This window comes from Francisella sp. 19X1-34 (genome assembly GCF_041102755.1).
Lineage (GTDB): Bacteria > Pseudomonadota > Gammaproteobacteria > Francisellales > Francisellaceae > Francisella.
In genome coordinates this window covers 1-17445 of sequence record NZ_JBGCTX010000027.1, presented here as the reverse complement: position 1 = coordinate 17445, position 17445 = coordinate 1, and the positions used below count along the sequence as shown (strand labels likewise).

Here is a 17445-nt window from a genome sequence, read left to right as displayed (position 1 = left end):
AATGTCAGAAAATAATAATCCCTTCATAAAAAAAATCACTTCTAGTATTTTTAATATTAAAAGTGAAGATGCTCTTATAGATGCTATTAATAGAGCTGCTGATAATGAGGTAATTGATAAAACTTCGCAAAACATGCTTATTGGAGCAATGGAAATATCATCTTTAGATGTTGGTGATATTATGATCTCACATACTAAAATAGTAGCTGTGGATATGGCTATGTCTGTTAAAGAGATTTTAACAAAAACTATAAACTCTAGCCATACACGTTTACCTGTATATTGTGAAGACAAATCTGAAGTTCTAGGGATATTACACTCAAAAGATCTACTAAAATTAATCTTTGAAAAAGAGATTGAATCAAGTACAGATGATGAATTAAAAGCAGAGGATATCAAAAATATTCTTCGCCCTGCTATTTTCATACCTGAAACAAAAAAACTGAACTCTATGCTTAAAGATTTTAAAAACAGTCAAAATCACATAGCAATCGTAGTTGATGAATATGGTGCTATTTCAGGTTTGATAACAATAGAAGATGTTTTAGAAGAAATTGTAGGTGATATTGAAGATGAGTTTGATACAACAAGTGAAAATATTGTAAAAATAACTAATAATAAATTTATAATTGATGCTACAACTTCAATAGAAGATTTTAATGAGTATTTTCATACATCGATTGATGATGATAGCGATTATGACACTATAGCTGGCATGATTATTCAAACTCTAGAGTACTTACCTGAAAAAGGTGATAGTATTATTTTAGAAAATTTGAAATTTACAATTCAAGAAGCAGATAATCGTAAAATTATTAAGGTTTTAATCGAAAAGTTAAAAAATGATGAAGAACAAGATATTTAAAGCAATAGTTACAGTCTTAAGCGGAGCTCTACTAACTCTAGCATTTGCACCCTTTCGTATAGATATATTAGCAATAGTATCTCTAGTTATCTTTTTTTATATACTAAATGATTCTAAAAAAATTCGTAGTGCATTTTTTACTTCAGTCCTATTCGGGCTAGGATTTTTTGGCACTAGTATATCTTGGGTGTATATAAGTATTCATCTATTTACTCAATCAGTAGCTGCAGGTTCAGCAGCAGCTATTGCCCTTGTAATCTTATTAAGCTTTCTACATATTATCCCTTTTGGAACTTTTAGTTATATACTAACAAAGAAAGCTAATAATTTTGCCAAAATATTAATATATCCAGCACTATGGACCCTTTTTGAAATAGTCAAAGCAAATCTACTATGGGGAGGATTCCCTTGGGTTTCATTAGGATATTCTCAAACAGAATACCCTTTAATATGGTTTGCAAATATTGGTGGTGTATACCTGGTTAGTTATATTGTTGCTTTTATTGCTTGTCTGATAGCTTTTTATATCTGTAATAAAAGCACTCTTAAAAAAATCATCTCTTGTATAGTTATTATATGTATTTTATATATATGTGGCTTTGTTATTGAGCATAACCAACCTTCTATAGAAACAAACCAACCACAGAAAGTTGATTTAGTCCAAGGTGACTTTATCCAAGGCTTTAAGTGGGACCAAAATAACTTTGTGAAAATGGAAAAGTATTATGAAAATGTTGCAAAGGAACATAAAAATGCTTTAATAATTTTCTCAGAAAATGCTATCCCAAGCTATAGACAATATTTAGGTCCTTACTTTAATAATCTTGCCAAAATAGCAAATAAAAATAATAGTGCTTTACTAATTGGTTCACTAAGTATAGAACAGTCAGGAAACTCCTCAAAAATATACAATAGCTCAACTATAATTGGTAAGGGTCACGGTGTTTATAATAAGCATCATCTTGTTCCTTTTGGTGAGTATTTCCCTATTAAATTTTTTGGTTACGTTGATAGTGCTGGTCTTAGCAACTTTAATGCAGGTCATGAAGTCCAACCAATAATGAGTGCTTTTGGCTACTCTTTAGCTAACTTTATATGCTATGAAGTTGGATACCCTGAACAAGTAAGAGATCAATTACAAGGTGCAAAAATAATATCTGTAATTAGTGATGATTCATGGTTTGGTGACTCTATAGCTCGTGATCAACAATTACAAATATCTCAAGTAAGAGCCATTGAAAATGCTAAGTTTGTATTAACTACAACAAGCAATGGTATAACATCTGTTATAAACACTAGAGGTGAAATAGAGAAAGTTTTACCTAAAGATACTCGAGGTATACTTGAGAAAACTGTATATTTAAATAATTATAAAACTATATGGATGGAAATAGGAATGAGCCTTATTTTTGCCCTTATAATATTTAGCTTAATTATTGGAGTAATCTTAAAAGAAAAATCTGAACGACATAATTATTCAGATAAATAAATCTTCTTTATGAAGAAAATGTAATAGTAGCTCAAGCTTTAGATCAATATACTAATCGAAAATAATCTCTATTAAAAACAGTGGCTCTTATAAAATATTTGCTATAATTTTCTAATATTAAATTATTTAATAAAATCTCTATGAAATATACAAAACTAGGCAAAACTAATATTGATATTAGCAGAATATGTTTAGGCACCATGACTTGGGGAAGACAAAATACCCAAGCAGAAGGCTTTGAGCAAATGGATTATGCATTAACTCAAGGTATCAATTTTTGGGATACTGCTGAGATGTATGCAATTCCTCCAACAGCTAAAACATACGGTAAAACAGAAGAAATAATTGGAAATTGGTTTAAGTCTACAAATAAACGTGAAGAGGTAATTTTAGCTACTAAGTTTTCTCCTATGCCATGGGCAAGAAATGAAGATAACCCAACGACTAACAAAGCCAATATCATTGATGCTGTAAATAATAGTTTAAAGCGTCTAAAAACTGATTATATTGATCTTTATCAATTTCACTGGCCAACAAATAGACCTCATTATCACTTTGGTAATTGGTGGGATTTTGAGCCTTTAGCAGGACAGCAAAATAAAGAGCAAATTGTAGCAAATATTTATGAGACTCTTCTTACGTGCGATGAATTAGTAAAAGCTGGGAAAATCAAACATATAGGCTTATCTAATGATTCAGCTTGGGGTATTAATCAGTTTATTCGTTTAGCTGAAAAATATAGCCTACCACGTATACAAAGTATTCAACATGAATACAATATTAATAGACGTAGAGATGAAACTGATGTTATGGAAACTTGTGCTTTAGAAGATATCTCTTATTTAGCATGGTCTCCACTTGAGCAAGGGGTTATAACAGGAAAATATCGTAATGGTGCACGCCCTGCTGGAACTAGAATGTCTGTAGAAATTTTAGATGGTCAGGAAGATCGTTATGGTTTTAGGTTTGATACAAATGATAATGCAGTAACTGAATACATTAATGTTGCTGAAAAGCATAATTTAGATATCTGTCAAATGGCGATTGCATTTACTATTCGTAAACCATATATGAGTTGTAGCATAATTGGAGCAACTACTATGTCACAACTTAAAACAAATATTGATGCTATAAATTTAGAACTATCTGAAGAAGTTCTAACAGATATCGAAAAAGTAAGAAGAAAATATCCTGTACCTTTTTAAAAAGGTACTTAAAGATTCTAAGCATTCCTTTATTCGCTAGCAGTATTATTTGCTATAATGTCCTAAAATTCAAAATTTATAATAATTTATGAAATACATACAATTAGGAAAAACAGATATTAATGTAAGTAGAATATGTCTTGGAACTATGACTTGGGGGATGCAAAACTCTCAGTCTGAAGCTTTTGAACAAATGGATTATGCATTATCTCAAGGTGTAAACTTCTGGGATACTGCTGAGATGTATCCAATCCCACCAAATCCTAAGACTTATGCTAAAACAGAGACAATGATAGGAAATTGGCTTGAGTCTAGACAAAAGAGAGAAAAAATAGTTTTAGCGACTAAATTTTCACCTCTTCCTTGGGCTAGAGGTGAAAAAAATCCTACGATTAATAAACAAAATATAATTACTGCTGTAGATAATAGCTTAAAAAGGTTAAAAACAGATTATATAGATCTTTACCAATTTCATTGGCCAACTAATAGATCACATTATCACTTCCAAAACTGGTGGGAGTTTGAGCCATCACAACAAGGAGAAGCTGCGAAACAACAAGTTATACAAAATATATTAGAAACTCTACAAACATGTGATGAACTTATAAAAGTAGGAAAAATTCGTCACATAGGATTATCTGATGACTCTGCTTGGGGCGTAAATCAATTTCTTAAGCTTGCAGAAAAGTATGATTTACCACGTATAGCTAGCCTCCAACATGAATACAATTTATTACGTCGTAGAGATGAAACTGATATTATGGAGACTTGTGCTCTAGAGGATGTTTCATACCTATCTTGGTCTCCTCTTCATGCAGGAATATTAAGTGGCAAATATTTAAATGGTAATACTCCTGAAGGCAGTAGAATGAGTTCTCCTGAAGGTAGATCTAGATATGCTGCAAAGCTCAACCCTATAGTTGATGCTGCTGTAGAGCAATATATTGCCATCGCGGAAAAATATAATTTAGATGTATGTCAAATGGCACTGGCATTTACAATAAGAAGGCCATATATGACTTGTAGTATAATAGGTGCGACTAATTTACAACAGCTAAAAACAAATATTGATGCTTTTAGCCTAGAATTATCCGAAGAGATTCTTATAGATATTGAAAATGTCAGAAGAGAATATCCTGTACCATACTAATAAATATTTAGTTATTAACAAAGTAAAACTTATTGCTAAATTAGAAGTAAAATTAATGGTTAACCATACGCCAAGTAATATTTTATGTGAGCTTCCTCTCAACTAAATTGCTTATCAATAAAATTTAATATATTCTTTTGTTGAACAAATCAGAAAAACTAGCTTCATAATTTATCTATATTATGAATTATTATAAAAAGGAGTTTTCGTTGAAAAATTTTATTAAAAACTTTATATGTTTAAAAAGTAAATTAGAAAAAGCAGCATTAAGGCAAATGCTAGTTATTTTATTTATTCTATTTACATTAGAATTTATAATTACAACTATTATAACAGTGCTATCATTTATGGAAGTATCCCAAACTTCTACTTTCTCGTTACTATCATATTCTTTAATACTAATTCCCTATTTTATAAAAGTTTTATTAGCTAGAATATTTTATGACATAATTCTAATGCTTCATGAAGGGCTAAATCTCCTGAAAGAATTATGTATATGTAAAAAGTAAATTTTTAATAGCTATCTAGTTTCCATGAACAAAAATTATCTAAGCCAAATAAACGTGCTAGCTAAAGCCACAAAGCCAAGAAAAGCAGAGCAAGTTTTATCAAATCTAGAGAAAACCCTTCTAAAATGCTTAATTTTAGAGAAAAAGTTCTCAATCAAATGTCTTTCTTTATATATATGCCAATCGATATTATGGTTTTTAGTATAGTTTTCTCTAGCAGAGAATCACAGGCTTATTTTTATTTTTCTTAAGGAATCTTATGTTTTCCTCAGAAAAATATGCTTTATCAGCAAGAATATAAGCGTTTGTTATTCCTTGTAAAAGTTGTTGCGAAGGTAAAATATCGTGAACATTACCAGCAGTTATTATAAATCTAACAATATTACCTAAGGCATCTGTGAGGGTATGAATCTTTGTTGTTAGACCACCAAAACTTTTACCTAATCCATTAATTTGATTACCATTTATTTCGTAGCCACTAGCACATGCATATGCTTTGACAGATAGTGAATCTATCATAAACTGTTGTGAATCAACATCTGAAACATATAGGTCATTAAATTATTCCAAATTCCTTTGTCAGCTCAAATAACAATAGAGTCAATAGGACTATTTGAGCTATATCCTAAAAATTTTTTTAGATCATCTTCAACTATATCTATAGTTGTAAACTCGCCTAGGTTATGATCGAGACCTTTTAGTATTTCACGGTTATTACTAGCTCTTTTTATAAAGAATTTATTATTCGAGACATCATCATACTCTGCTAGCTTAATTCTCATTTTTGGATGTATCTTTCCGATTGTACCGTTAAGTAATATCAAAATTATACAACCTAAAAAATCTTTTTTATTAACCTTAATGTCCCCTTCGGGGATTAAAAAAATCCCTCGCCTTCAGGCGAAGGGAGAATTATAATTAAGTCGTACCAACGACGAATTTATGATGATTTATGAGAAGTTATAGAAATAATAGTCATAGTAAATATGATCTGAAAGTGCATTTGATATGGATACCGAAATATAGAAAGCGAGTACTTACTGGTAAGGTTGCAGAAAGAACAAGAGATTTGCTGAGACAGATTAGCATGGAACATGAGATACATATTATCTCTGGAAAAGTTTCATCTGATCATATACATATGTTTGTGTGTTATAGATCACAGATGTCTGTAAGCAAAATGGTTCAGAGTCTAAAAGGCATAAGTTCTCGTGTATTGCTTCAAGAATTCTATCATTTGAAAAAGCAATTTTGGGGTAGACATTTGTGGGCTAGAGGATATATGGCTGTAAGCTCAGGAAATATAACTGATGAGATGATACAAGAATATATTGATAGTCAGGAAGGTGAGCCTGTGGATGATAGTCGATTTCAAATCGACTCTAGTTTATAACCCCCCAACTTAAAGTTGGGGGGTTGTTTAGTTAAATTTCTAATACTAATTAAGGTTAAAAAGAAAGGAGCTATCAGAGTAATTTTATGAGCATGTTTTTGATCAATAATTGATGTTGCACAAGCAGATAAGGATGCCAGGTATATCATATCAAAATCATCTAAATTATAATGAGATAATATTTTTGATAAGTGTTTTTTTACTAAGATAGATTTATTAATTGATCGAATAATAACATCTACAGTTATATTTGCTATCTTCATTATTTTTTCTTCATAAGTCTGACTTTTATAGCCTCTTAATAAAAGTACCTTCATTACCTAAACCTACACAAATAATATGGTATTAGCTTATCAAATATATTGCCATACGATAAGTTTTATCTAAAATGAAGAGGTTTTAGATAAAAAATAAACATACTGTAATCTAAAGCTTTCTGCTTAGTAGTTATATTATTTGCTATAATTTCTTACTAAACTAGAGAATATTTAGTTATCTTTAAGTAACACAAAAGTTTAGCAGAAAATATATAGTCTTATATAAACATGAGTAATAAAATTAACAACAATAACCAAATATATTTCTTATTATTTATAATATTTTTTAGTGTAGTTGGGACATCAATGCCATATGCTATTTTTGCGCCATTATTTATCAATGATCATAATTTATTTACCTATTCATCTCAAGAAATGCTAAATATAGGGCTAGGTTTCACTTTAGCTGCATATCCACTGGGGCAATTTATAGGAGCGCCAATTATTGGTAGATTTTCAGATAGATATGGACGTAAGCAAGTTTTAATAAAAACTCTTATTTTTTCAGCAATTGGATACTTTTTATCTTTTATTGCAATAGCCAATGCTAATGTAATTTTGCTAATTTTGACCAGGTTTATTACTGGAGCTTTTGAAGCTAACTATGTAGTAGCTCAAGCATTTATCGTTGATATTACAGAAAATAAGCAAAAAGATTTAGGAAAGCTATCAGCAACTGCTTCTCTAGCTTATGTTCTTGGTCCTATTATTGGAGCTTTATTATGTAATGATCATATAGTATATTGGTTTAATTATGCTACTCCTTTTATTTTTGCGGCTTTTGTTTCAATTATATTAATGTTATTAGTTAAATTTAAACTCTCAGAAAACACGCAAAAAATAACTTCTAAAAAAATAAGTTTATTACAAGAGTTTAGAATCATTAATAATATGTCAAAAGTTGTTAATGATAATTCTATAAAGATATTATTATTTACTAGTACATTCCTATCTCTATCTATTCTAACTTACTATGAATTTTATCCAGTAATATTGGCTAATAATTGGAAAATGAATGCTATGACTATCGCAATATTAACAGCTGTATATAGCATAAGTCTTTCGATTAGTGTATTGTATCTTCCATCATTTTTGAGTAAAAGATTCTCATTAAAAAAGAGTTTATACTTAATGCTTAGTATTATGATCATCGGCTATTTTTTATTAATTTCTAACAATCTCTATTTGGTTATACTACAGTTTGCTCTTTTAGGGTTGGCCTTTGGAACAGCAAATAATTTACAATTGGTAATGCTTTCAGATATTGCACCGGATGATAAACAAGGAGAAATTCTAGGCCTACGAGCATCTTTATCAATGTTAGGAAATGCTATTGTATGTGTATTTGGTGGATTTATAATTATATTTTCTGTTGATTTTACAGCTTTAATAAGTGTGTTCTTTATATTACTAACTATTATTGGAATAATATTTTTGACTGAAAAAAGATCTTAACCTCCTAGAAAGTTCTTTAAAGTTTCTAAACCATTTTCAGTCAAATATGCTTCTGGATGGTATTGAACACCAAATATTTTTGCCTTTTCATGTTCAAAAGCCATAATTTCTTTATCTACAGTTAAAGCTATCGTAACTAAAGGAGTCATAATTTTATCCACTATTAATGAGTGATAGCGCGTAACGTTAAAATTATTTTGAAGATTCTTATATAAATTAGATTCTTTTACTTTAGAAACTCTAGAGATTTTTCCATGATATATTTGCTTAGCTTTTATTATATTAGATCCATAGTATTGAGCTATTAGCTGATGCCCCAAACAAATACCTAGCAAAGGTGTATTATTTTGTTCACAATATTCAATAATTGGATACTTGTCTTTTAACTCATTAGGATGTCCTGGACCTGGACCAATTACAATATGACTATATTGTGTAATATTATCAATTTCTTGATCTGTTTTTTTTATACAAACCTCATAACCAAGATAAGTTATATAGTCGATAATAATATTAGTAAATGAATCGTAATGATCAATATATAAAATCATTTTAATCCTCTAAGTATGCTGGTATCAAACCTCTAACACTATTAACAAGATATATATTATCTGCAGATTTTAAATCATCTATAGTTAAATGTTTAGGTTCTAGTTCTTTTTGAATTATCATTGATCTTCTAGCAACACCATCTAATACACCATCTTCTAATTTAGGCGTATATAACAGCCTATCTTTTTCAATTATTATATTATGAAATCTAGTCTCTGTAATATAATCATTTTCATTTAAAAAAATAAGCTCAGAATCTTTATTTGTAGCAACATATTTATTATGCATTTTAGTATAAAAACCACGTGTAGAATTATGAGTTGTTTTATATTGAAATAAGTTATTCTTAGAGTCTATTTTTTCTGGGCAAACTATTAGCTTAACTACATTTTTAATACTAGTATCAATTTGATTATGCTCAATAGTAAAAGATTTATCATAGCTATATTCAAAACGTATCTTATATTCTTTATTCTTATCGAGTTTCTGGCAATAAAGCTTTATTTGCTTTTTAATTTCTAGTATATCTATTTCAAAGAATAATCTTCTAGCAGAGCTTTCAAGACGTTCTAAATGCAAATCTAAATATCTAAATCCATCATAATAATAAAGACTTTCAATCAAAGAAAATTTTGGCTTATAAATACGCTTAATAAAGCCTATCTTTGTATCCATCTCATGCCACTCAGATTCCACATCAGAATATACAGTTATGCCACCACCAACTCCTATTTGTAGGTTATTTGTATATTTTTGTATAGTGCGTATTGCAACATTAAAACACATATCATTATTAGGTAGTATATAACCAATACTTCCTGTATAGGCGCCCCGCTGTTGTCTTTCTATATTATCTATTAGCTCTAGAGTTCTTTTTTTAGGTGCTCCAGTTATAGAGCCGCATGGAAACAAACTATCCAAAATCCTTCTAAAAGATATTTGGCTATCAACATTAGCAGATATTTGTGATGTCATTTGTAAAAGGTTTTTATACTTTTCTATCAAGAAAAGCTTATCTACCTTAACCGTATGAGTATCCGCTATTGCTGATAAGTCATTCCTTAATAAATCAACTATTATTAAATTCTCAGCTTTATTCTTATCACAAGATTCTAGTTCTTGAAAAATTTCTAGATCTTTTTTTTCATCACCACTAAGCTTAGCTGTTCCTTTCATAGGTTTCACAACTATAGTGTTATCCTTCTTCTTAAAGAAAAGCTCTGGTGAAATAGAAATTATATCTGGTTTTAGAAAAGGTAAATATGCAGCATATTTAACCAATTGATTTTGTTTTAAACTACTATATAGTTCTTGACTGCTAAACTCAGAAGTTGCAAAAATTTTCTTAGTCAGATTAATTTCATAGCTTTCACCATCTACAAGTGCTTGCTGAACTTTTGCAAAATCTGCTAGATATTCATCATAACTCACACTATCTAACATACAATCTATAGAGCTATCTATGCAAGCAAAAGCAGGAATATTATTACTAAACTCTTTAAAAGCTACAAAATGAAGTAATTTTTCACTATTAGATACACGTAAATGTTTGAGTTCATCCTTAAGATAATATCCTGCTTCATAGCTAATATAGCCAGCTAAATATAGTCCTTGCTGTTGAAGCATCTCTAACTGACAAAAAGCTAACTCTAAAGAATCTTTATCATAAGCTATAACTTCTTTAAAAGAATTATAAAAATAATAGTTCCTACTATTTGTTAAAGTATCTTCAAATATTGCAAATTGAGGAAGTGTATTAGAACTCATTATTTATCAATTCTTTTAGCTTTTTTCTATCTATCTTACCTGTTATCGTCATAGGGATCTTATCAAGATATACAACACCATCTAGTTTTTTATATTCAGATATATATCTAGTAAGCTCTTTGTTTATAGAGCCTAGAGAATACTTCTCATCAGCAACTAAAAATGCCCAAATATTTTCTCCCCATATTTTATCGTATTTACCAATAACAACACAGTCTTTAATCTTAGGTATTGTTAAAATATATCTTTCTAGTTCAATTGGTGAAATATTTGAGCCTCCTTTTATTATGATGTCTTTATATCTACCATAAAAAGTTAGCTCATGTTTTTGACTATCAAAACTACCAATATCCCCTGTTTCTAGCCATTCATTGTTATTGTTTAAAGGAACAATATTATTTTTAATAAAGATCTTACCATAATTACTTTTTGCAAATTTAGCTATATTTACCTTAGTATCTGAAAAAACTTTAATAGTATTATCATTTTTAGCAATTATATTTTGACCATAGCCAAAAACCTCTGTCATACCTATACCATTTAGTAATGCTATACCTAGTTTTGCCTTTACTGAATTATTCAAAGATTCTGATGTGATATCTCCAGCCACACTTAAATATCGTAGATTATTCTTTTTAATATTTTCTTGAACCAAAAAGTGATACATTATTGGCAATAGTGCTAAAGCTGTAACATTAGATTCATTTATAATATTAGCAACTAGTTTAGGCTCAAATTCTGGAATAATTGTAACATCCAATCCTATAACTAAAGCTGGTAAAATTTGATAAGAAAAAGCATATGCATGATTTATAGATAAAGCTACTAATAAATGATCATTTTGCTTAAGACCTAAATCATCAACTCTATTTTGTGCATATTCTATAATCTGATCAATATTATGCTGATGTTTTTGATAGAAACCTGTAGTTCCTGAACTTACATGAGCTATTATTGTTTTTTCAAATACTTTATAATTTTGGGTTTTGGATATACTTTCAAAAAATTCTATTTCATCTTTAATATTAAGTATTTCTAATTCATCTAACTCTAAATGAGATAATTTATCTGTTATAAACAAAGATTGCTCTTCTAATATCCCTTGAAGTTCTGAATCAACTAACCGAGGATTAATTGGTACAAAAAGATCTATATCAGCTATCCAACTAGCTATATATAAGCTAATTGATAATGGTGAGTTCTTTAAATTAGAGAATATTTTTTTATATTTATAAGACTCAAGTAATCTTGCCAAATCATAAGCTTTATATAAAATTTCCCTATATGAGTATTTTTTATTGGCAAAGAAAATATGCCTATCATCATTATGACTTTTTATATTAGCTAAAAAATTTCTAAGTTGGCTCATTTCTAAGTAATTTATTATCTAAGTAATTATTAATATGATATATTAAATTAAAATTTTATATTTAACATCTTTTAATAAAATGCAACAGTCTTTATTTTTAAATGAATTAGAAATTTATGTTAACTTAGGCTGCTCTGATGAAGAAAGAGCTTATAAACAAATGATCAAGCTTGATATAGAGTTAGAGTTTAATGAAAACTATTCCGCTAGTGATACCGACAATTTAGAAGAAACTATTTGTTACTATACATTAAGAAATAATATCCAAAATTTCTGTAATGATATTAGTTGTAATCTTATTGAGTATTTAGCAAAGCAAATATTTATATTTATTCAAAAAAGCTATAACAATGTAAGGATAAGATATCTAAAGCTTATAAAAACTCCCCCTGTCTCACAAATAAAAGCAGCTAGTTTCATAATTAGGAATTAATATATGCAATATATTATAGGAATCGGTACAAATGTAGGATTTACTCTTGAAAATATACATTTAGCTATACAAGCTTTGAGCTCACACCAAGACATAAAAGTCATAAAAAAAGCAAGCTTATATAGTAGTAAAGCCCTACTCAAAGAAGGTGCCCCTAAAGATTGGGATATTAACTTTTTAAATACTGCTGTAAAAATAAATAGTTCATTAGATCCACGTAAGCTTTTAATCATCTTAAAAAATATTGAGAAAAAAATAGGTAGAAACCCAAATGCTCCTACTTGGTCACCACGAGTAATTGATCTAGATATTTTAGCTGCTGAGGATTTGATTTTAGAAACTAATGAACTATCAATTCCTCATAAAGAATTACTTAATCGCAGTTTTGCCCTAGCACCATTATTAGAGTTATCTAAAAGTTGGCATCACCCTAAGAGAGTAGACATAAATCTAAACTTAAGATTAAAAGAACTAAATAATATAGATAAACTAAAACAAACTTTAGCCGATACTATGCGTATGGGTATTGTCAACTTATCTAATCAATCTTTCTCTGATGGTCACTTTAGTAATGAAATGCGCAAATCAAACTTATATGAACTTATTGAGAATGGTGCAGAGATTATAGATATTGGTGCTGAGTCAACAAAGCCAGATGCTAAACCTATATCAATAGATAAAGAAATTTCAAAACTTGATAATATCTTAGAAGATATAAAATATAATGCGGCAAGTCTAAAATATAGACCCCTAATTAGTATAGATACGCGTAAACTAACTGTAATGCAAAGAATTCTAGAAAAACATCATGACATTATATGGATGATAAATGATGTCGAATGCAATGATATTGAGCAAAAAGCTAAATTAATTGTAAAATATAATAAAAAATATGTAATAACTCATAATTTAGGTATAACAAATAGAGATCAATACTTAGACAAAAATAATGCTATACAAAGTGTCTGCAAGCATATAGAACAAAAAGCGAATATTTTATTAAATTCTGGAGTACATAAGGAAAATATATTTTTTGATGTAGGTTTTGGTTTTGGTAAAAAAGCAGATACAGCTAATTATTTATTAGAAAATATTGATAAAATAAAAGATAAGCTAAGTTTGAAAACATTAGTTGGGCACTCTCGTAAACCATCTGTTTTGGGATTACCAAAAAATAGCGATATAGAAAGTTTAGATAATGCAACGAAAGAGCTCTCAAGAAAGCTAGAAAAATTAAATATTGAAATAATTAGAGTACATAAAATTTAATAAGGGATAGCTATGTCATACCATCCAAGTTTAGAAGCTATATTAGATACGCCTGAACTTAGAAGAATAAAAAAATTAGACCTAAGAGAACAACGTGAAATCTTTAAAAGTTTATCTATTGAACAAATTAAAAAAATTCCCCGTCCAGATATTATCGAAGAAGATATTCAACTAGAGAATAATACCAAATTAAGACACTATAAGCCTAAAAAATCAAACGACAAAGCTTTATTTTTCATTCATGGTGGTGGATGGTGCTTAAGCTCTATAGATATCTATGATAATGTATGTCGATACTTATGTGATCAAGGAAGTTTTAGTATCTTCTCACTTGAATATGGCTTAGCTCCCGAGTATAAGTACCCTATTGCCGTTGAACATGCATTATTTGCATATGATTGGCTATATCAGAATATTAGCAACTTTAATATTGATCCTAAAAATATCTTTGTAATGGGCGATAGTGCCGGAGGAAATCTTGCGACTATAATTTGTCATAAACGCCAACAGAATATACCTAGGGCTCAAATTTTATTTTATCCAGTTACTGATGTATATACAAAATATAAAAGTTACGAAAAATTTGACCAACATAAATATGGCTTAACTAACGATATATTCCAGATGTTTCTTGAAGCTTACTTAGGTGATAAAATCATGAATCAATCTGAAAAACTTAAAGAACCAACTATTTCTCCTTTATTTTATAAATCAACAAAACAACCTGATACTTTAATTATAGCTGCTACTCATGATATTTTGATTGATGGTATTTATGCCTATGAAGAAAAGCTCAAAAACCAAGGAACTTTAGTTGAAACACACTATGATGATGAAATGTTTCACGGTTTTATGCGTACAATAGGTATTAGTCCATTACCAAATGCTAAAATAGCACTAGATAAAGCTATAGAATTTATTAATAAAAAATAAACTACTAAGGAATAAATATGTCATATCATCCAAGTTTAGAAGCAATATTAGATACGCCTGAGATTAGAAGAATAAAGAAATTAGACCTAAAAGAACAACGTGAAATTTTTAGAAACTTATCTATTGAGCAAATTAAAAGAATTCCTCGTCCAGATATAATTGAAGAGGATATTAAGCTAGAAAATAATACGATATTACGACATTACAAATCTAAAAAACCAAATGGCAAAGCTTTATTTTTCATTCATGGTGGCGGATGGTGTTTAGGCTCTATAGATACTTACGATCATGTATGTAGATATTTATGTGATCAAGGAAACTTTGATATTTTTTCACTTGAGTATGATCTAGCTCCAGAACATAGATACCCAACTGCTGTAGATAATGCATTGTTTGCTTATGATTGGCTTTATAAGAATATTAGTAAATTTGATATAAAACCTGAGAATATCTTTGCGATGGGAGATAGTGCTGGAGGAAATCTTGTTGCAATTATATGTCATGAGCGCAAAGAAAATATGCCTAAAGCCCAGGTTTTATTTTATCCTGCTGTAGATATGTATACTAAATATGATAGTATCAAAAAATATGGTGAGTATAAGTATCATTTAAACAACGAGTGGTGTGAAAAACTTCTTGAGGGTTATCTTGGCAAAGAGATTATGTCTCAACCTAAAAAACTTAAACATCCAACAATATCACCGTTATTTTATGCTGCTACTCAGCAACCTGATACATTGATTGTAGCAGCTACTCATGATATTTTGATTGATGGTATTTATGCTTATGAAGAAAAGCTTAAAAACCAAGGAACCTTAGTTGAAACACATTATGATGATGAGATGTTTCATGGATTTATGGGTATATTAGGAATCAGTCCATTACCAAATGCTAAGATAGCTTTAGATAAGACTGTAGAGTTTATTAATAAAAGATAAAATACTGACGATATGAATCCAGTTTTTAAAACAAATAAAAAATCAGGTGAACAATCACAACAACTTATAAAAAGATTTAATGATTTGCCAGCTTTTGTCGCAACTGGTGGTGAGATAATATTTGTATCTAATGATTTTCTTGAGGTTCATCTGAAATTTAATCTAAATGAAAATACTAAAAACTATCATGGTACTGGCTTTGGTGGTGCAATATATTCTTCATTAGACCCAATATATCCTATTCAACTATGTAGAATTCTTGGCGATGATTATGTTGTATGGGACTTATCAGCAAGTATTAATTATATTAAACCGATTACTGATAATGTATATGCAAGGTTTTTATTATCTGAGCAAACTATCATAAACATTAAGCATGATGTACAAACAAATAATAAATCTATAATTAGTTTACCAGTATGCTACGAAGATCTACAAAGAAATATCTATGCTAAAGCTACCAAAACAATATATATAGCTGATAGAGAATATTTTTATAACAAAGATAAATAACGTTAATTAACCATATCAGGAACAACTTTTACATAACTCTGGAGTCTTATGTCCTTTGGCTTTGCTACTTCATAATGTTTATATTCATAAAGAAAAACTCTAAACATTTTTCTTTTCTTACTAGCATCATCAGAGTCTTTATATTTAGTACGTGCATGTAATGTATTAAAACAGTTAAGAAAAATCATATCGCCTTCTTCTTGATTTAGAGATACTGAAAACTCTTCACTATTAGCTAACTCTACAAATCTATCTAAAGCTTTCATTTGTAAATCTGAAATTTCAGGAACACCTTCTTGTCCTATTGAATTTTTAATATTAGTTGGGACACAATGTGCCATAACTTTTCCATTATTAACCGAAAAGACAGGAAAACTCATAACTTCTTTTCTACCTTTATTAAAATGTTGTTGTTTATAATAATAAGGTTTGCAAAGTTCATCTAGAATGTTAGGTTCATTATCAAGAAGGTAATTATAGATAGCATAACTATTTGATATATATAGTTCCCCTCCTTGCTCTGAATTTTGTATATAAAAAAGCGAATTTATATCACAAATTGCTTCTGTATGAAATGGTAAGGATTCTGGTGATCCTGTACGGTTAATAATTTTTCCATTCTTAGTATTTTTAGGATCATCAAGAGTTTCAATTATACCTATCATATTTCCTGAGGATGATTGAGGAGTTGGACGACCAAACTCTAAGCAGATAATATAGAAAATTATCTTTAATTCTCCAACTGAATATTTTTTTATAGGAAGCCCACGAAGACGTAAAACTCCATTACCATACTCAATAATTTCACGAAAATTTACCAATTTATTTTTAAAATCACCAAAAGATACATCCCCCTTTCGTAAAGTAAAATATGGTAAATTTAATTCAATAACCTGATTTAATGCGTTATCAATATCATTAATATCAGCTTTACTTAATGTATAAAAGCTTTCTGGGTTCTTTTTAAAAATATCTTTATTTTTCCATATATTATGATTACTTGACATAATAAAACATCCTCAACTTTTCTATCTATAATAAATAAATCACAAAACTTGCTATACCACAATATTAAAGATATCTTACTCAAGATAAGCTTATTTTAATAATGTCCTGTTTACAAAAAAAATAACTATACTGTTATCATCTAGAAGCTAGTAGGTATAAATTAAATGTTTTAGTGGATATACTTTAAGTTTTTAGAGCGATATTTAGGTTCTGTGCACAAAAAATATAAATTAGATTGAAAATAGCTAAACCGTTGTTATTTAAAAGTTGAAAGACAGTA

18 protein-coding genes are annotated in these 17445 nt (G+C 29.0%); 11 read left to right on the top strand and 7 right to left on the bottom strand.

All coding sequences use genetic code 11. From position 1 onward, the window contains the following. Nucleotide 1 precedes the first annotated feature (1 nt). From AB8E56_RS05810 to AB8E56_RS05795, 4 genes are all read left to right on the top strand, one after another. Nucleotides 2-865 carry a transporter associated domain-containing protein gene (locus AB8E56_RS05810; RefSeq protein WP_329478975.1) on the top strand — a complete coding sequence of 288 codons (864 nt, stop codon included), beginning with the start codon at nt 2-4 and terminating at the stop codon, nt 863-865. Then, the gene (lnt, locus tag AB8E56_RS05805) at nt 846-2354 is read left to right on the top strand and encodes an apolipoprotein N-acyltransferase (RefSeq protein ID WP_329478973.1); all 1509 of its coding nucleotides are present in this window, start codon (nt 846-848) and stop codon (nt 2352-2354) included. Before AB8E56_RS05810 ends, lnt begins: the two co-directional genes overlap by 20 nt. A gap of 140 nt (nt 2355-2494) precedes the next feature. Next, nucleotides 2495-3559 (top strand): aldo/keto reductase, encoded by a 1065-nt coding sequence (locus tag AB8E56_RS05800; protein ID WP_329478971.1) that lies wholly within the window; start codon nt 2495-2497, stop codon nt 3557-3559. Nucleotides 3560-3647: 88 nt separating this feature from the next. Next, nucleotides 3648-4709, top strand: a complete 1062-nt coding sequence (locus AB8E56_RS05795) for an aldo/keto reductase (RefSeq protein ID WP_329478969.1) — start codon at nt 3648-3650, stop codon at nt 4707-4709. 722 nt (nt 4710-5431) lie between these two features. On the opposite strand, the gene AB8E56_RS05790 is transcribed toward AB8E56_RS05795, so the two are convergent. Together AB8E56_RS05790 and AB8E56_RS05785 are read right to left on the bottom strand one after the other, a co-directional pair. Further along, complete coding sequence (locus tag AB8E56_RS05790; protein WP_329478967.1) at nt 5432-5737, bottom strand: transposase; 306 nt, start codon at nt 5735-5737, stop codon at nt 5432-5434. A gap of 65 nt (nt 5738-5802) precedes the next feature. After that, nucleotides 5803-6000, bottom strand: a complete 198-nt coding sequence (locus AB8E56_RS05785; RefSeq protein ID WP_329478965.1) for a hypothetical protein — start codon at nt 5998-6000, stop codon at nt 5803-5805. Between the two features lie 170 nt (nt 6001-6170). Between AB8E56_RS05785 and tnpA the strand changes: the two genes are divergently transcribed. Beyond that, a complete protein-coding gene (gene tnpA, locus AB8E56_RS05780) occupies nt 6171-6611 on the top strand; it encodes an IS200/IS605 family transposase (RefSeq protein ID WP_329478963.1) in 441 nt (146 codons plus the stop codon). Here tnpA and AB8E56_RS05775 read toward each other — a convergent pair. Continuing rightward, complete coding sequence (locus AB8E56_RS05775) at nt 6590-6928, bottom strand: hypothetical protein (RefSeq protein ID WP_329478961.1); 339 nt, start codon at nt 6926-6928, stop codon at nt 6590-6592. The two genes, tnpA and AB8E56_RS05775, sit on opposite strands and share 22 nt — an antisense overlap. A gap of 228 nt (nt 6929-7156) precedes the next feature. Between AB8E56_RS05775 and AB8E56_RS05770 the strand changes: the two genes are divergently transcribed. Then, complete coding sequence (locus AB8E56_RS05770; protein ID WP_329478959.1) at nt 7157-8383, top strand: MFS transporter; 1227 nt, start codon at nt 7157-7159, stop codon at nt 8381-8383. On the opposite strand, the gene AB8E56_RS05765 is transcribed toward AB8E56_RS05770, so the two are convergent. Genes AB8E56_RS05765 through AB8E56_RS05755 form a run of 3 tightly spaced genes read right to left on the bottom strand, consistent with a single transcriptional unit; the run spans nt 8380 to nt 12071 of the window. Next, nucleotides 8380-8934, bottom strand: a complete 555-nt coding sequence (locus AB8E56_RS05765) for an aminodeoxychorismate/anthranilate synthase component II (protein WP_329478957.1) — start codon at nt 8932-8934, stop codon at nt 8380-8382. The two genes, AB8E56_RS05770 and AB8E56_RS05765, sit on opposite strands and share 4 nt — an antisense overlap. A 1-nt stretch (nt 8935) precedes the next feature. Continuing rightward, complete coding sequence (locus AB8E56_RS05760) at nt 8936-10702, bottom strand: bifunctional anthranilate synthase component I family protein/class IV aminotransferase (RefSeq protein WP_329478955.1); 1767 nt, start codon at nt 10700-10702, stop codon at nt 8936-8938. Next, the gene (locus AB8E56_RS05755) at nt 10692-12071 is read right to left on the bottom strand and encodes a class I adenylate-forming enzyme family protein (protein WP_329478953.1); all 1380 of its coding nucleotides are present in this window, start codon (nt 12069-12071) and stop codon (nt 10692-10694) included. The genes AB8E56_RS05760 and AB8E56_RS05755 overlap by 11 nt, the downstream gene beginning before the upstream one ends. A 79-nt stretch (nt 12072-12150) precedes the next feature. On the opposite strand from AB8E56_RS05755, the gene AB8E56_RS05750 reads away from it, so the two are divergent. From AB8E56_RS05750 to AB8E56_RS05730, 5 genes are read left to right on the top strand one after another with little or no spacing between them, the layout of a single operon-like run. Continuing rightward, nucleotides 12151-12504, top strand: a complete 354-nt coding sequence (locus AB8E56_RS05750; protein ID WP_329478951.1) for a dihydroneopterin aldolase — start codon at nt 12151-12153, stop codon at nt 12502-12504. 3 nt (nt 12505-12507) lie between these two features. Further along, entirely contained in the window at nt 12508-13773 is a 1266-nt protein-coding gene (gene folP, locus AB8E56_RS05745; RefSeq protein ID WP_329478949.1) for a dihydropteroate synthase, read from the top strand. Between the two features lie 12 nt (nt 13774-13785). After that, the gene (gene bioJ, locus AB8E56_RS05740) at nt 13786-14706 is read left to right on the top strand and encodes a pimeloyl-ACP methyl ester esterase BioJ (protein WP_329478947.1); all 921 of its coding nucleotides are present in this window, start codon (nt 13786-13788) and stop codon (nt 14704-14706) included. 17 nt (nt 14707-14723) lie between these two features. Beyond that, nucleotides 14724-15644 (top strand): pimeloyl-ACP methyl ester esterase BioJ, encoded by a 921-nt coding sequence (gene bioJ / locus AB8E56_RS05735; protein ID WP_329478945.1) that lies wholly within the window; start codon nt 14724-14726, stop codon nt 15642-15644. 12 nt (nt 15645-15656) lie between these two features. Further along, nucleotides 15657-16157 carry a DUF4442 domain-containing protein gene (locus AB8E56_RS05730; protein WP_329478943.1) on the top strand — a complete coding sequence of 167 codons (501 nt, stop codon included), beginning with the start codon at nt 15657-15659 and terminating at the stop codon, nt 16155-16157. A 2-nt stretch (nt 16158-16159) separates the two neighbouring features. Here AB8E56_RS05730 and AB8E56_RS05725 read toward each other — a convergent pair whose 3' ends face one another. Beyond that, nucleotides 16160-17164 (bottom strand): TauD/TfdA family dioxygenase, encoded by a 1005-nt coding sequence (locus AB8E56_RS05725; RefSeq protein ID WP_329478941.1) that lies wholly within the window; start codon nt 17162-17164, stop codon nt 16160-16162. Nucleotides 17165-17445: the final 281 nt, after the last annotated feature.

What these genes read in the sequence shown, in the direction of transcription:
- AB8E56_RS05810 (WP_329478975.1), top strand. Translation starts at nt 2, where the DNA reads ATGTCAGAAAATAATAATCCCTTCATAAAAAAAATCACTTCTAGTATT.
- lnt (WP_329478973.1), top strand. Translation starts at nt 846, where the DNA reads ATGAAGAACAAGATATTTAAAGCAATAGTTACAGTCTTAAGCGGAGCT.
- AB8E56_RS05800 (WP_329478971.1), top strand. Translation starts at nt 2,495, where the DNA reads ATGAAATATACAAAACTAGGCAAAACTAATATTGATATTAGCAGAATA.
- AB8E56_RS05795 (WP_329478969.1), top strand. Translation starts at nt 3,648, where the DNA reads ATGAAATACATACAATTAGGAAAAACAGATATTAATGTAAGTAGAATA.
- AB8E56_RS05790 (WP_329478967.1), bottom strand. Translation starts at nt 5,737, where the DNA reads ATGATAGATTCACTATCTGTCAAAGCATATGCATGTGCTAGTGGCTAC.
- AB8E56_RS05785 (WP_329478965.1), bottom strand. Translation starts at nt 6,000, where the DNA reads ATGAGAATTAAGCTAGCAGAGTATGATGATGTCTCGAATAATAAATTC.
- tnpA (WP_329478963.1), top strand. Translation starts at nt 6,171, where the DNA reads ATGAGAAGTTATAGAAATAATAGTCATAGTAAATATGATCTGAAAGTG.
- AB8E56_RS05775 (WP_329478961.1), bottom strand. Translation starts at nt 6,928, where the DNA reads ATGAAGGTACTTTTATTAAGAGGCTATAAAAGTCAGACTTATGAAGAA.
- AB8E56_RS05770 (WP_329478959.1), top strand. Translation starts at nt 7,157, where the DNA reads ATGAGTAATAAAATTAACAACAATAACCAAATATATTTCTTATTATTT.
- AB8E56_RS05765 (WP_329478957.1), bottom strand. Translation starts at nt 8,934, where the DNA reads ATGATTTTATATATTGATCATTACGATTCATTTACTAATATTATTATC.
- AB8E56_RS05760 (WP_329478955.1), bottom strand. Translation starts at nt 10,702, where the DNA reads ATGAGTTCTAATACACTTCCTCAATTTGCAATATTTGAAGATACTTTA.
- AB8E56_RS05755 (WP_329478953.1), bottom strand. Translation starts at nt 12,071, where the DNA reads ATGAGCCAACTTAGAAATTTTTTAGCTAATATAAAAAGTCATAATGAT.
- AB8E56_RS05750 (WP_329478951.1), top strand. Translation starts at nt 12,151, where the DNA reads ATGCAACAGTCTTTATTTTTAAATGAATTAGAAATTTATGTTAACTTA.
- folP (WP_329478949.1), top strand. Translation starts at nt 12,508, where the DNA reads ATGCAATATATTATAGGAATCGGTACAAATGTAGGATTTACTCTTGAA.
- bioJ (WP_329478947.1), top strand. Translation starts at nt 13,786, where the DNA reads ATGTCATACCATCCAAGTTTAGAAGCTATATTAGATACGCCTGAACTT.
- bioJ (WP_329478945.1), top strand. Translation starts at nt 14,724, where the DNA reads ATGTCATATCATCCAAGTTTAGAAGCAATATTAGATACGCCTGAGATT.
- AB8E56_RS05730 (WP_329478943.1), top strand. Translation starts at nt 15,657, where the DNA reads ATGAATCCAGTTTTTAAAACAAATAAAAAATCAGGTGAACAATCACAA.
- AB8E56_RS05725 (WP_329478941.1), bottom strand. Translation starts at nt 17,164, where the DNA reads ATGTCAAGTAATCATAATATATGGAAAAATAAAGATATTTTTAAAAAG.